Below are 13,948 nucleotides of genomic sequence, written 5' to 3' on the forward strand. Positions count from 1 at the left end.
TCGGCCGGCTGCACGAGCAACGCCAAAGTTCCCACGTTTACCCAGGCTGGCGCCTGTGTGTGGGGGCAGAGATCAAACAACGGAGAACACGAAAGTGCCTACGATTAACCAGCTGGTCCGCAAGGGCCGCACGCCGAAGGTCTCCAAGACCAAGGCTCCCGCGCTGAAGGGCAGCCCGATGCGCCGCGGTGTTTGCACCCGCGTTTACACCACCACCCCCAAGAAGCCGAACTCGGCTCTCCGTAAGGTGGCACGTGTGCGTCTCAACGGTGGCGTAGAAGTAACCGCCTACATCCCCGGTGTTGGCCACAACCTCCAGGAGCACTCCATCGTGCTCGTCCGTGGTGGTCGTGTGAAGGACCTTCCGGGTGTCCGCTACAAGATCGTCCGCGGCGCACTCGACACCCAGGGTGTCAAGAACCGCAAGCAGGCTCGCAGCCGTTACGGCGCAAAGATGGAGAAGAAGTAATATGCCTCGCAAGGGTCCGGCCCCGAAGCGGCCGCTAGTTTCCGATCCCGTTTACGGCTCCCCGTTGGTCACGCAGCTGATCAACAAGGTTCTTGTCGACGGCAAGAAGTCCACCGCAGAGCGCATCGTTTACGGTGCACTTGAAGGTGCACGTGCCAAGTCCGGCGGCGACCCCGTTGCCGCTCTCAAGAAGGCCATGGACAACGTCAAGCCTTCCCTCGAGGTACGTTCACGCCGTGTTGGTGGCGCTACCTACCAGGTTCCGGTTGAGGTCAAGCCGGGTCGCTCCACCGCCCTCGCTCTGCGTTGGCTCGTGGGCTACTCCAAGGCCCGCCGCGAGAAGACCATGACCGAGCGCCTCCAGAACGAAATCCTGGATGCCTCCAATGGTCTTGGTGCCGCTGTGAAGCGTCGCGAAGACACCCACAAGATGGCCGAGTCCAACAAGGCCTTCGCACACTACCGCTGGTAAAAACTTTCCGGACGCCGCCGGCTCACTGAGCCGGCGGCGAACGTGTAGTCCATCCGAAAGGGAGACCCCGTGGCACAGGACGTGCTTACCGACCTTAATAAGGTCCGCAATATCGGCATCATGGCCCACATCGATGCCGGCAAGACCACCACTACCGAGCGCATCCTGTTCTACACGGGTGTGAACCACAAGATCGGCGAGACGCACGACGGCGCTTCGACGACTGACTGGATGGAACAGGAAAAGGAACGCGGCATCACCATCACGTCTGCCGCCGTGACTTGCTTCTGGGACAAGAACCAGATCAACATCATCGACACCCCGGGCCACGTTGACTTCACGGTTGAGGTTGAGCGCTCCTTGCGCGTCCTCGACGGTGCAGTTGCAGTGTTCGACGGCAAGGAAGGCGTGGAGCCGCAGTCCGAGACTGTTTGGCGCCAGGCTGACAAGTACAACGTTCCGCGTATCTGCTTCGTCAACAAGATGGACAAGCTGGGCGCTGACTTCTACTTCACCGTAGACACCATCATCTCCCGCCTTGGTGCCAAGCCGCTGGTTATGCAGCTGCCCATCGGCGCTGAGAACGACTTCATCGGTGTTGTTGACCTCCTCGAAATGCGCGCCCTGGTTTGGCCTGGCGACGCAAAGGGTGACGTCACCATGGGCGCTTCCTACGAAGTGCAGGAAATCCCGGCGGACCTCCAGGCCAAGGCTGAAGAGTACCGTGCACAGCTCGTAGAGACTGTGGCCGAGGCTTCCGAAGAACTCATGGAGAAGTACCTCGAAGGTGAAGAACTCACCCTTGAGGAACTGAAGGCCGGCATCCGCAAGATGACCATCAACTCCGAGCTCTACCCGGTGTTCTGTGGTTCTGCCTTCAAGAACCGCGGTGTCCAGCCGATGCTTGACGCCGTTGTTGACTTCCTGCCGAACCCGCTCGACGTCCCGCCGATGATCGGTCACGATCCCCGCGACGAAGAGAAGGAACTCACCCGCAAGCCCTCTGCTGACGAGCCGTTCTCGGCCCTCGCCTTCAAGATTGCTGCGCACCCGTTCTTCGGTCAGCTGACCTTCGTCCGCGTGTACTCCGGTCACGTTGAGGCAGGCGCCCAGGTGGTCAACTCCACCAAGGGCAAGAAGGAACGCATCGGCAAGCTGTTCCAGATGCACGCCAACAAGGAAATGCCCGTTGAGGGCGCTACCGCCGGCCACATCTACGCAGCCATCGGTCTGAAGGACACCACCACGGGTGACACCCTGTGTGATTCCAACAACCAGATCGTCCTCGAGTCCATGAGCTTCCCGGAGCCCGTGATCTCGGTTGCCATCGAGCCCAACACCAAGGGTGACCAGGAGAAGCTCTCCACGGCCATCCAGAAGCTCTCCGCTGAGGACCCGACCTTCCAGGTCTCCCTCAACGAAGACACGGGCCAGACCATCATCGCCGGCATGGGCGAGCTCCACCTGGACATCCTGGTGGACCGCATGCGCCGCGAATTCAAGGTCGAGGCAAACGTTGGCAAGCCGCAGGTTGCATACCGCGAAACCATCAAGCGCGCAGTCGAGCGTCATGACTACACGCACAAGAAGCAGACCGGTGGTTCGGGTCAGTTCGCAAAGATCCAGATCGCGATCGAGCCCATGGATACCGCTTCCGGCGAGCTGTACGCATTCGAGAACAAGGTCACTGGTGGCCGCGTTCCGCGTGAATACATCCCGTCCGTTGATGCTGGTATTCAGGATGCACTGAACGACGGCGTCCTGGCCGGTTACCCGGTTGTCGGCATCAAGGCCACGCTGATTGATGGCGCGTCCCACGATGTTGACTCCTCGGAAATGGCGTTCAAGATCGCCGGCCGTATGGCTTTCAAGGAAGCTGCACGCAAGGCGAACCCTGTTCTGCTTGAACCGCTGATGGATGTTGAGGTCCGCACACCTGAGGAATACATGGGTGATGTTATTGGTGACCTGAACGCCCGCCGTGGCCAGATGCAGTCCATGGAAGACGCAGCAGGTGTGAAGGTTATCCGTGCACACGTTCCGCTGTCCGGCATGTTCGGCTACATCGGTGACCTCCGGTCCAAGACCCAGGGTCGCGCTGTGTACTCCATGACGTTCAACAGCTACGCGGAGGTCCCGAAGGCAGTTGCCGACGAGATCATCCAGAAAACCCGCGGCGAGTAATCTCCCGGTAACGGATGCAATTCCGGTATCGGGAAGGCATCTAAGCGTGTGAGGCGGGGCTGCGGCGAGAGCCGCGGCCCGGCCCCTGCGCAAACAGACTCGAGGAACTACTATTGGTTCCTGAATCTGCAATTTCACCAAAACCAAGCCCCCAAGTAGACTTGCTAAAGTTTCTGCCGCGAAAAGCGCGGCCGAGGAGCACTTCACTTGAAATCGTTCTAGGAGGAACCTGTGGCAAAGGCAAAGTTCGAGCGGACTAAGCCGCACGTCAACATCGGCACCATTGGTCACGTTGACCACGGTAAGACGACGCTGACTGCCGCCATTTCCAAGGTGCTGTACGACCAGTACCCGGATCTCAACGAGCAGCGCGACTTCGCGTCGATTGACTCTGCTCCGGAAGAGCGCCAGCGTGGTATTACCATCAACATCTCCCACGTGGAGTACCAGACCGAGAAGCGCCACTACGCACACGTAGACGCCCCGGGTCACGCTGACTACATCAAGAACATGATCACCGGTGCTGCCCAGATGGACGGCGCAATCCTCGTGGTTGCTGCAACCGATGGTCCGATGGCTCAGACCCGTGAGCACGTTCTGCTCGCCCGCCAGGTTGGTGTTCCCTACCTGCTGGTCGCACTGAACAAGTCCGACATGGTTGATGACGAAGAACTCCTCGACCTCGTCGAAATGGAAGTTCGTGAGCTCCTGAGCTCGCAGGGCTTCGATGGCGATGAGGCTCCGGTTGTTCGCGTTTCCGGCCTCAAGGCTCTGGAAGGCGACCCGGTTTGGGTCAAGTCCGTCCAGGACCTGATGGCAGCAGTCGACGAGTCCGTTCCGGACCCCGTACGTGACCGCGACAAGCCGTTCCTGATGCCGATCGAAGACGTCTTCACGATCACCGGTCGTGGCACCGTTGTTACGGGCCGCGCCGAGCGTGGAACCCTCGCCATCAACTCCGAGGTTGAGATCGTTGGCATCCGCCCGATCCAGAAGACCACGGTTACCGGTATCGAGATGTTCCACAAGCAGCTCGACGAAGCATGGGCCGGCGAGAACTGTGGCCTCCTGCTCCGCGGTCTGAAGCGCGACGATGTCGAGCGTGGCCAGGTTGTCGTCAAGCCGGGTTCCATCACCCCGCACACCGACTTCGAGGCTAACGTCTACATCCTTTCCAAGGACGAAGGCGGACGTCACAACCCGTTCTACTCCAACTACCGCCCGCAGTTCTACTTCCGTACCACGGACGTAACCGGCGTTATCACCCTGCCGGAAGGCACGGAAATGGTTATGCCTGGCGACAACACTGAGATGACCGTTGCGCTCATCCAGCCGATCGCTATGGAAGAGGGCCTCGGCTTCGCTATCCGCGAAGGCGGCCGCACCGTTGGTTCGGGACGTGTCACCAGCATCATCAAGTAGTCACTACTTGTAGATCGGTGACCTTCCGGCCCAGCCGGTAGTCATTCAAGAAGGACCCCACCGTTTCGGCGGTGGGGTTCTTTTTGGTACAGTTACTCTATCGATTGGATAAATGCGGGCGAAATGCCAGATTCCCGTGACGTCAAGGAGTAGCCATGGAAGTTCTGCTAGTACTGATACTCCTTGCTGTGACAGCGGCGGTGAGCAGTGCCATCGGCCGAAGCCGGGGCCGGAAGGATGCCGCGGCGGCCGCTGCCACCACGGGAATGGCAGAGCACCGCGCCTACCAGGCGGGCTATCTGTCAGGCCACATGGCCGGCTGGCGGGACGCCGAGGCCAAGATTCGGGCAACAGGGGTGTCGACCTCCCCGCCGCCTGTCGCTCGAGCTGCCGATACCTCCGTTGCTGGCCGCACAGGGACGCCCGTATCGGCACCATTGCATCCACCAACGCACGTGACGGCGCCGTTCCCAGCGCAGGCACCCGTGCCGTCGTCTGTGCATCCACCAACGCACGTGACGGCGCCATTCCCAGCGCAGGTACCCGTGCCGTCGTCAGTGCCTCCACCGACGCACTTGACGGCGCCATTCCCGGCGCAGGTACCCGTGCCGCAGTCGGGTGTTCAACCTCCCGCGGTCCCGCAGCGTCCCGTCACGGCGGCACAGCCGCAGTGGGCAGGGGGCCAGCAAGCGCCAATACGGCGGGAAACTCCCGAGGAAGCGGCAGCGCGCAAAGCCAAGCGCGACCAACAGAACATCAACGTCACGCTCTACGTGGCCAGTCTACTTTTGGTCGCTGCGGGTGCCCTCTTTGTGGGGACCAGCCTCCCTGCGTTCTTCCGCTTCGCGGGCATCTGCTTCATCACCACCCTGTTCTACGGTGCCGGTTTGGTCATCCATGCCAAAATGCCGCGGTTGCGTCCAGCCGCAGTCGCCTTCGTCGGAACGGGATTGGCGCTCATTCCCGTGACGGGCCTTGCCATGTACAACTTTGTGTTGCCCAACGGTCCTGCCGCGTGGTTGGTCACCTCACTGCTGGGAACAGCGGTGTATGCCTATACCGCGGTTCGCCTTGATAACAAGGTCCTGGCCTTTCTTTCCCTCAGCTTCGTTGTCTCTACCGCGTGGTCCGGAGTTTCCATGCTGGGCGGCGCTTTGGTCTGGTACTTCACGGCGCTGATCGGGGTAGCCATTGTCCTGACCCTGGGCGCACTGATTCGTCCCCGTTGGCTGCCGCCACTTTATGTCCGTCCGCTGATGGTGCTCCATCCCTATGTCGTCCCGTTGGTGGCGCTTGTGGTCACAGTAACGCCGCATCTCCTGGCCAAGGGCGAATACCCGCTGGTCATGCTGATGTGCGGCATGTACTTCGCCGTGATGGCCTTCATTCCACAGGCCCGGTACAGGCTGCAGCACGCCTACGGAGCGCGCGCAACGCTGACGCTGGCGTTGCTGGGAGTGGTCTGGGACACCACCGCGGATGTCAGTTCAGTGATGTTTGCTGCGGTCATTTGCTGCGGCGTCCAGTCCCTGGGGGTTGCTCTCGGGGGAGAGCGCCTGAAGCTGCGGCACTGGTGGAACGACGCCCTGTCCTGCCTGGGCTTGCAATTGGCGACGGCAGCCATCCTGACGGTGGTATTGGCCCTGGGGGCATACGAGTTACCCGTCTACGTTCCGTTCACGGTCACTATGGTCACCGCCATGGTGGTGGGCTGGAAACTGGGCAGCGGCACAGAGTTTGCGCCGGGCGTCGTTCTTGCGGTCTCCCTGCCGTTCATGGGCTTGCTGGGTGCATGGCCGGTGTCGGCGCTGCTGGCGTCCACCGCACTGTACTGGTCCGTGCGGGCGGCTGCTCATCCGGCCGCTTTCCGTCAGCCATTGGTCCTTGCAGCACGAATCTCCGTGACGGCGGCCGTGCCTACGGCGGCTGCTGGCGTCTTTGCGGAAAACCCGGACAGGATTGCCATATCCGTGGTGGCGCTCGTGGCTGCGGCTGCAGTGCAGCAACTGGTCAGCGCCTGGTTTGAACGTGCGGGAACACGGCTGTTTGTTCCACAGGCGACCCTTGCTGGATTCGGCGGTCTGGCGATGGCGGGCCTGCTCGTCCTGCCGTTCGTTGACCGTATTGCGGGACATCCCCTCGTGGCGACCGCCGTGCTGTTGGTGTTGTTCGCCGGTGTCGCTTCGGGTGCTTTGATGTTCCCAGCCACCCCGCAAAGCAAAGCTGGTGCTGGGTCTTGGCGACCTACCCTGGGCGAGGCCCTTGCCCCGGTGGCGGGCATCATTGCAGGCGTGGTGGCATCGGCCACGGTGTCGCTGGCATTGGGCAACGTCGTCCTCTTGGCAGCGGTCGCATACTTTGCGGCGACGGCCTTCCGGATTCCTGTTTCCTCCCACCGCCAGTCCTATTGGTGGCTGGCACGGGCCGCAGGCACAACCTTGGCCGGATCAGCCTACTTTGACGCGATACGGCATGATTGGAGCGTCAGCGTGGCTGGCGAGCTACCCACGGTGGCCTTGGTCGTAGTTGCCGCGGCGGCCCTGCAACTGGTGCTTCCCCTGCAGCAAAGCAGCCGCCGGCGCTTCCCCCACGCTTCCGTGGTCGACGCCGGAGCGGTGGTGGCGGTGATGGCAGGATCTGCCATGGTCCTGACGATTTCCATGGCCGCAGGGGAGCAAATCCCAGATGGAAGCTGGCAGCCTGGGGTGGCAGCAATTGCGACGGCAGTTGCAGCAATTGTCTCCGGCGTAGTCCTGCGGGGGCATCCGGCAGCATGGCTTTTTGCGCCGGCAGCCTTGATGTTGCTCCTGGCTCTACGGCTCGGAAGTGTGCGGGATGTGGAGATTTTGCTGGGACTTTTCGCGGCCTACAGCGGTTTCATGGTGGCAGTGGCAAAGGGCCGTTTAGTACGGGGCGCCTACATGCTGGGACTCCGCGTTTTGTCTTTGGCCTTCATTGGTGTGCTGGTGTGGGACCTTTCAGGGTCGACCACCACCGTCTCCATGACCATGGCTGTGGTCCTCGTGCTGCAGCATGCTGTGACCTGGATCCAGAGAAGTCGTGGGGTGGACATTGCCTTCCAGCAGGCCGTGGTGTGGGCTACTGTGGCTGCCCAGCTCCTGCTGCCCGCGGCTTACCTCATGGCAGGGAGCTACGACGGCGGCGGTCGCTGGGTTGTCATGGTCGAGTGGGGGCTCTGCGCGGCTTCCGCTGCGATCGCCTGGCGGCTTCTGGGTGTCCAGGGAACCCAATACTTCGGTGTCGTTGCCGTGGTGGGCGGTGTGATTGCTTCCGGTCCGTCCCTGACGTTCCCGTCGGGCACCTGGTTGTACCAGCCACTGCTGGATAAGGCCCAGGTACCGGGGGTGCTCTTGGGGCTCGCCGTCGTGCTCGTGGTTGTCCGGGTTGCGCTTGCCGCGGCCCGTCCCGGGCAAGGTGCTGCCGGCCACGTTGCGGAGCGCTGGTTCTGGTTCATTGCCGCGATGACGTTCGTAGTTACCGGTGGTCTGTTGACCCTTGCCGTGTCCTACTCACTGACTGGGTTGGCGGTGCTGGTCTTTGCGTCAGTGCTTTTCACTGCCTCGCACGTTGAACACTTGCCCGCCCTCTACCTCGGTGCCGCCCCGTCAGTGCTGGTTGGCGCCGTTCCCGCTGTCGAAGGTCTACTCGGGGACATGGCGCCTGGAGCGTGGAGCAATTATGCACCTTGGCTGGTGGGTGGTGTTGGAACAGCAGTGCTTCTTTACGCGGTGAAGCGGCTCGGAGGAGCAGCAATCGGTGGGCAGCCCTTGAGGCGAAACGCCCTGACGGGAACAGCGGTCGTGGCGCTGGCGTCGTCGGCCGCCGTTGGATTGGTCCGCGACGAGACATCATGGGTCGGTTTTGTCCTGGTGGTGGCAACCGGCGCTCTGGTGGTTGTTGAAATACCGTCCAGCAAGTGGCTTGCCGGGGAAATTGCGGCGCTGGCTTCCTTGGCCGCTCTCCAGCGTGCGGTGCTTTTTGTGGGGGACACCGGGCCGGACTGGTTCTGGACTGTGCAGTGGTATGTCCTTGCCGGGGCTGTTTTAGCAGGGCTGCGCTATATGAGACGGCAGCGAAGCGAAGGCTTGCTTCGGTTGGCCATTGCCGCAGGCGCCCTTTCCTTGACCTCCCTGGGGACCATCTTTGGCGGAAGTGCTCCGCAGCAGTTGTATGTCCTGGTGGGCCACGCTGTGCTTTTGGTGGCCGGACTACTCCTGGCCGAAAGGGTCATGGTGTGGTGGGGCGCCGTGGGCGTTGCGCTCAGTGTCATGTGGGCCCTGCGCTCGTACGCCTTCGCCATGCTTGCGCTCGTCGCCCTGGCGTTGATTGTCCTGGCGGTGTGGCGTCTGAACCGGAAGCCGCAGAACTTTGGGCCGGGTGGTGTGCCGCCGCAGAACTTTGGGCCGGGTGGTGTGCCGCTGCAAAACTTTGGGCCGGGCAGCGCCGGCCCCGAAGGCGTCAACCGGGGCAATGCGTCGCCGGGCGAGGTCAACCCCAACGGCGTGTACCCGGACAATGCATCGGCCGGCAATGCCCCGTGGGAACAGGATAGGGACGGTATCCGATAATCTGGCATTCTACTAAGAGGAGCGCAGTATGGAATTCCTGATTTTCCTGGCAGTCATAGCCGCCATTGGTGGCGGGGTGCTTTGGGGCCGCAAGAACTTCCGGAGCGAGATTGAACGCGCCAAGCGCATCAGGCGTGCCAACAAGAACAAGTAGGCCGCCTTTTTAGCAGGACTGGGCTATAAAGGGCCTGCGGTCAGGGGCCTACGGTTCGTGGGAGCGGGCCCGCTCCAGCGCACGCAACCAGTAATAAGACTCCTTGGGAGTCCGTTCCTGGGTGTGGAAGTCCACATGAACCAACCCGAAGCGCTGTGAGTACCCGGCCGCCCACTCAAAGTTGTCCAGCAGCGTCCAGACGTAGTAGCCGCGCAGATCCACATCCTCGGCAATACCTCCAGGGCCTGTCGCTGTCAGGGCGTGGCCGAGGTGCTCAGCGAGGTAGGAAATACGGTTGGTGTCCTGGAGGGGGCCGTCAACGTGGGGCGGTTCCGGAAAACTTGCCCCGCCTTCGGTGATGTACACCGGGGGAAGAGCGTCCCCGTACCGGTCCTTCATTTGGCGCAACAGCAACGCCAGATACTCCGGTGCGACGGGCCAGCCGAACCCGGTGGTTTCAAACTCCTGGTAGGCGGCCAGGTGGAAGGGAACTTCGCTCATCTCTGGTGACTTTCCCGTGGGGATCTCCGCAGGCCCGGGGCCTGCTGCCACCTTCACGGGGTAGTAGTAGTTGAGCCCGTAGAAGTCCAAAGGTTGGCTGATCAGTTCAAGATCGCCATCATGGATGGTGCCGAGTGAGCGGAACCACGGCTTCATGGGCCAGGGTGGCTTGGGGTATTGGCCAAGGAGGATCGCGTCGGCATAGATGCGGTTGAGGATCAGGTCCAGCGCCTGCGTCATCAGCCGGTCCCCAAGACTGTTGCTGGCGGACTCGACGGGGCAGTGCATGTTGGACACGCCGATCTGCCCCTTAACGCCGGCGTTCCGAAGGGCCCGGACGGCCATTCCGTGTCCCAGTAATTGATGATGTGCCGCAGGCAGCGAATCGAAGAGCAGTTGCCGGCCCGGCGCGTGTACTCCCAACGAGTACCCCTGCACGGTGACAGACACGGGTTCGTTCATGGTGACCCAGTGATCAACACGGTCACCGAAGCGGTCTGCAGCGGCGGCGCAATAAACAGCAAAGCGCTCGGCAGTGTCGCGGTTCATCCACCCGCCTGCATGCTCCAGTTCCAAAGGGGTGTCCCAGTGGAACAGGGTAGCCATGGGGGAGATGCCGGCGGCAAGGAGTTTGTCGATGAGGCGATCGTAGAAATCCAGGCCGCGCTGATTGATGGAGCCCTTTCCGCCGGGTTGGATCCGTGGCCAGGACAGCGAGAAGCGGTAGGAGTCCACGCCAAGCTCCTGCATCAAGGCGATGTCTTCATCGGAGCGGTTGTAATGGTCGCACGCTACGGTGGGGGAGTCGCCGTCGACTATCGCTCCCGGCTTTTCCGCGAAGGCGTCCCAACCCGAAGGGCCGCGGCCATCAGCGGTCAGGGATCCTTCAATCTGGAAAGCCGCCGCCGCTACCCCCAGGGTGAAACCTGGACGGAGGCGCGCGGCAAGATCTTCCACGGAGCCTGAATCCTGGACGGTCATGCACCCATCTTCCTCAGGCTCAGGCGCCCGGGCAATGGTCCTGCGGGGGCGCTTATACCGCCGATTGGCCTTTGCCTCATATTTCCGCCATACTGGATGAGTTGTTCAAGCGCTTCTTCGTGTCCCGATCCGGATAATGCCGGGTGTCAGGGTCCAGGTTGAAGCCCAAACATAACCCTGAACCCCATGGAATGCGGTCGAGTCTGCGTGGAAATCGCGACACGCCCGACCGCGGGGGTCGGTGCGCCGGCAGGTTGAGGAACCCGGAATATCCGGATTCAGTTTGTGCGGCGTGTGGTGGTAAATCCTCAAACGCTTCGGCGGCCACATCAACAGGTAAGTAAACAGAGCAGCCCTAACTAGAGCAGCACTAGCTGAAAGAGAGTCAGGCGACATGGCGGGACAAAAAATCCGCATCCGGCTGAAGTCATATGACCACGAGGTCATTGATGTTTCAGCGCGGAAGATCGTTGAGACGGTCACGCGCGCAGGCGCAACGGTAGTCGGCCCGGTGCCGCTGCCCACAGAGAAGAACGTCTACTGCGTTATTCGCTCTCCTCACAAGTACAAAGACAGCCGTGAGCACTTCGAAATGCGTACTCACAAGCGTCTGATCGACATCATCGACCCCACGCCGAAGGCCGTCGACTCGCTTATGCGTCTCGATCTGCCTGCAGACGTGAACATCGAAATCAAGCTCTAGGGAGGTGCTGAGAGACTATGACCGCAACCCGTAACGTAAAGGGCCTGCTGGGCACGAAGCTCGGCATGACCCAGGTCTGGGACGAGAACAACAAGCTCATCCCGGTAACTGTTGTCCAGGCTGACTCCAACGTCATCACCCAGCTGCGCAATGCAGAGGTAGATGGCTACGTCGCCGTACAGATCGGCTACGGCCAGATCGACCCCCGCAAGGTCACCAAGCCGCTGGCTGGTCACTTTGAAAAGGCCGGCGTCACCCCTCGCCGCCACGTCGTCGAACTGCGTACCGCAGACGCCGCATCCTACGAGCTGGGCCAGGAGCTCTCTGTTGAGATCTTCGAAGCCGGCCAGAAGATCGACGTCGTCGGCACCTCAAAGGGTAAGGGCTTCGCCGGTGTTATGAAGCGTCACGGCTTCCACGGCGTTGGCGCTTCCCACGGTGCCCACAAGAACCACCGTAAGCCTGGCTCCATCGGTGGCGCATCCACCCCGAGCCGCGTCTTCAAGGGCCTGAAAATGGCCGGCCGCATGGGCGCCGAGCGTCACACCACGCTGAACCTCACGGTTCACGCTGTTGACGTTGAGAAGTCGCTGCTCCTTATCAAGGGTGCCGTTCCCGGCGCCCGCGGCCAGGTCGTACTCGTACGCACCGCCGTGAAGGGAGCCTAGTTCAATGACTAGCACTGTCAAGGTAGACCTGCCTGCAGAGATCTTCGACGTCCAGACCAACGTGCCGCTGCTGCACCAGGTCGTCGTCGCACAGCTCGCTGCTGCACGCCAGGGTACCCACAAGACGAAGACCCGCGCCGAGGTTTCCGGTGCAGGTCGCAAGCCGTTCAAGCAGAAGGGCACCGGCCGCGCCCGTCAGGGTTCAATCCGTGCTCCTCACATGACCGGCGGTGGCGTTGTCCACGGTCCGACCCCTCGTGACTACAGCCAGCGCACCCCCAAGAAGATGAAGGCTGCTGCACTCCGCGGCGCCCTGTCTGACCGCGCCCGCAACGGCCGCATCCACGTCATCGCTGAACTGGTAGCCGGCACCAAGCCGTCCGCCAAGGACGCACTGGCTTCGCTGCGCTCCGTCACTGAGCGCAAGAACCTGCTCGTCGTAATCGAGCGCGCCAACGATGTTGCTGCACTTTCCGTGCGCAACCTCCAGGATGTTCACGTTCTGTACGCAGACCAGCTGAACACCTACGACGTGCTTGTCTCCGACGACGTGGTCTTCACCAAGGCTGCTTTCGAGGCGTTCGTCGCTGACAAGGCAAAGAACGAGGAGGCCTCCAAGTGAGCGTAACCACCATCAAGGACCCGCGCGACGTCGTGCTTGCACCCGTCGTTTCGGAAAAGAGCTACGGTCTGATCGACGAAGGCAAGTACACCTTCCTGGTGGACCCTCGCTCGAACAAGACCGAGATCAAATTGGCCGTCGAGAAGATCTTCTCGGTCAAGGTTGACTCGATCAACACCATCAACCGTGCCGGTAAGCGCAAGCGCACCAAATTCGGCTGGGGTCAGCGCAAGAGCACCAAGCGTGCAATTGTCACCCTCAAAGAAGGCACAATCGACATCTTCGGCGGTCCGCTCGCGTAGCGGAGACCACTTTAACGAGGAAATAAATTATGGGAATCCGTAAATACAAGCCGACTACCCCGGGCCGTCGTGGCTCGAGCGTAGCCGACTTTGCTGAAATCACGCGATCGACTCCGGAAAAGTCGTTGCTGCGTCCGCTGCACAAGACTGGCGGCCGCAACAACTCCGGTAAGATCACCACCCGTCACAAGGGTGGTGGGCACAAGCGCCAGTACCGTCTGATCGACTTCCGTCGTCACGACAAGGACGGCATCAACGCCCGCGTTGCCGAAATCGAGTACGACCCGAACCGCACGGCTCGCATCGCACTCCTGCACTACGTTGATGGCACCAAGCGTTACATCATCGCTCCTAACAAGCTGTCCCAGGGTGACTTCGTCGAGGCTGGTCCCGACGCTGACATCAAGCCGGGCAACAACCTGCCGCTGCGCAACATCCCGGTTGGTACCGTAATCCACGCAGTTGAACTGCGTCCGGGTGGCGGCGCCAAGATGGCTCGTTCCGCAGGTGCTTCGGTACAGCTCGTTGCCAAGGAAGGCCGTTTCGCCCAGCTGCGTCTGCCCTCCGGTGAAATCCGCAACGTTGACGTGCGCTGCCGCGCAACCGTCGGCGAGGTGGGCAACGCCGAGCAGTCGAACATCAACTGGGGCAAGGCCGGCCGCATGCGCTGGAAGGGCGTTCGCCCGACCGTCCGTGGTGTAGCCATGAACCCGGTTGACCACCCGCACGGTGGTGGTGAAGGTAAGACTTCCGGTGGACGTCACCCGGTTAACCCGAACGGCAAGCCCGAGGGCCGTACCCGCCGTCCGAACAAAGAGAGCGACAAGCTTATTGTTCGTCGCCGCCGTACTGGCAAGAACAAGCGATAGGAGCCTGGACAC

12 protein-coding genes are annotated in these 13,948 nt (G+C 61.6%); 11 read left to right on the top strand and 1 reads right to left on the bottom strand.

Annotation, left to right across the window (positions count from 1 at the left end):
• Nucleotides 1–94 precede the first annotated feature (94 nt).
• The 6 genes from rpsL (at nt 95) to ACIQLI_RS04660 (ending at nt 9,290) form a co-directional block, all read left to right on the top strand.
• The gene (gene rpsL, locus ACIQLI_RS04635; protein WP_009358312.1) at nt 95–469 is read left to right on the top strand and encodes a 30S ribosomal protein S12; all 375 of its coding nucleotides are present in this window, start codon (nt 95–97) and stop codon (nt 467–469) included.
• A 1-nt stretch (nt 470) separates the two neighbouring features.
• Nucleotides 471–941 carry a 30S ribosomal protein S7 gene (gene rpsG, locus ACIQLI_RS04640; protein WP_003803829.1) on the top strand — a complete coding sequence of 157 codons (471 nt, stop codon included), beginning with the start codon at nt 471–473 and terminating at the stop codon, nt 939–941.
• 69 nt (nt 942–1,010) lie between these two features.
• On the top strand, nt 1,011–3,125 hold the full coding sequence (fusA, locus tag ACIQLI_RS04645) for an elongation factor G (RefSeq protein ID WP_089595803.1): 2,115 nt from the start codon (nt 1,011–1,013) through the stop codon (nt 3,123–3,125).
• 231 nt (nt 3,126–3,356) lie between these two features.
• Nucleotides 3,357–4,547: an elongation factor Tu gene (gene tuf / locus ACIQLI_RS04650; RefSeq protein WP_011775598.1), complete on the top strand. Its 1,191-nt coding sequence runs from the start codon at nt 3,357–3,359 to the stop codon at nt 4,545–4,547.
• Nucleotides 4,548–4,702: 155 nt separating this feature from the next.
• Nucleotides 4,703–9,136 (top strand): hypothetical protein, encoded by a 4,434-nt coding sequence (locus tag ACIQLI_RS04655; RefSeq protein WP_400385511.1) that lies wholly within the window; start codon nt 4,703–4,705, stop codon nt 9,134–9,136.
• A gap of 28 nt (nt 9,137–9,164) precedes the next feature.
• Nucleotides 9,165–9,290, top strand: a complete 126-nt coding sequence (locus ACIQLI_RS04660; protein WP_268825391.1) for a hypothetical protein — start codon at nt 9,165–9,167, stop codon at nt 9,288–9,290.
• Between the two features lie 48 nt (nt 9,291–9,338).
• Here ACIQLI_RS04660 and ACIQLI_RS04665 read toward each other — a convergent pair whose 3' ends face one another.
• Entirely contained in the window at nt 9,339–10,772 is a 1,434-nt protein-coding gene (locus ACIQLI_RS04665; RefSeq protein WP_400385514.1) for a GH1 family beta-glucosidase, read from the bottom strand.
• A gap of 394 nt (nt 10,773–11,166) precedes the next feature.
• Between ACIQLI_RS04665 and rpsJ the strand changes: the two genes are divergently transcribed.
• From rpsJ to rplB, 5 genes are read left to right on the top strand one after another with little or no spacing between them, the layout of a single operon-like run.
• Complete coding sequence (gene rpsJ / locus ACIQLI_RS04670) at nt 11,167–11,475, top strand: 30S ribosomal protein S10 (RefSeq protein WP_003803825.1); 309 nt, start codon at nt 11,167–11,169, stop codon at nt 11,473–11,475.
• A 17-nt stretch (nt 11,476–11,492) separates the two neighbouring features.
• Nucleotides 11,493–12,143, top strand: a complete 651-nt coding sequence (gene rplC, locus ACIQLI_RS04675) for a 50S ribosomal protein L3 (RefSeq protein ID WP_026539807.1) — start codon at nt 11,493–11,495, stop codon at nt 12,141–12,143.
• A gap of 4 nt (nt 12,144–12,147) precedes the next feature.
• Complete coding sequence (gene rplD / locus ACIQLI_RS04680; RefSeq protein WP_089595800.1) at nt 12,148–12,765, top strand: 50S ribosomal protein L4; 618 nt, start codon at nt 12,148–12,150, stop codon at nt 12,763–12,765.
• The gene (rplW, locus tag ACIQLI_RS04685; RefSeq protein ID WP_011775593.1) at nt 12,762–13,067 is read left to right on the top strand and encodes a 50S ribosomal protein L23; all 306 of its coding nucleotides are present in this window, start codon (nt 12,762–12,764) and stop codon (nt 13,065–13,067) included. Before rplD ends, rplW begins: the two co-directional genes overlap by 4 nt.
• Before the next feature lie 29 nt (nt 13,068–13,096).
• A complete protein-coding gene (gene rplB, locus ACIQLI_RS04690; RefSeq protein WP_011775592.1) occupies nt 13,097–13,936 on the top strand; it encodes a 50S ribosomal protein L2 in 840 nt (279 codons plus the stop codon).
• Nucleotides 13,937–13,948 lie beyond the last annotated feature (12 nt).

Source organism: Paenarthrobacter sp. NPDC091669, assembly GCF_044756725.1.
GTDB classification, from domain to species: domain Bacteria; phylum Actinomycetota; class Actinomycetes; order Actinomycetales; family Micrococcaceae; genus Arthrobacter; species Arthrobacter bambusae_C.

Bases quoted from the DNA above. Each gene is read 5' to 3' on its own strand.
- rpsG (WP_003803829.1), top strand. From the start codon at position 471: ATGCCTCGCAAGGGTCCGGCCCCGAAGCGGCCGCTAGTTTCCGATCCC.
- ACIQLI_RS04655 (WP_400385511.1), top strand. From the start codon at position 4,703: ATGGAAGTTCTGCTAGTACTGATACTCCTTGCTGTGACAGCGGCGGTG.
- ACIQLI_RS04660 (WP_268825391.1), top strand. From the start codon at position 9,165: ATGGAATTCCTGATTTTCCTGGCAGTCATAGCCGCCATTGGTGGCGGG.
- ACIQLI_RS04665 (WP_400385514.1), bottom strand. From the start codon at position 10,772: ATGACCGTCCAGGATTCAGGCTCCGTGGAAGATCTTGCCGCGCGCCTC.
- rpsJ (WP_003803825.1), top strand. From the start codon at position 11,167: ATGGCGGGACAAAAAATCCGCATCCGGCTGAAGTCATATGACCACGAG.
- rplC (WP_026539807.1), top strand. From the start codon at position 11,493: ATGACCGCAACCCGTAACGTAAAGGGCCTGCTGGGCACGAAGCTCGGC.
- rplD (WP_089595800.1), top strand. From the start codon at position 12,148: ATGACTAGCACTGTCAAGGTAGACCTGCCTGCAGAGATCTTCGACGTC.
- rplB (WP_011775592.1), top strand. From the start codon at position 13,097: ATGGGAATCCGTAAATACAAGCCGACTACCCCGGGCCGTCGTGGCTCG.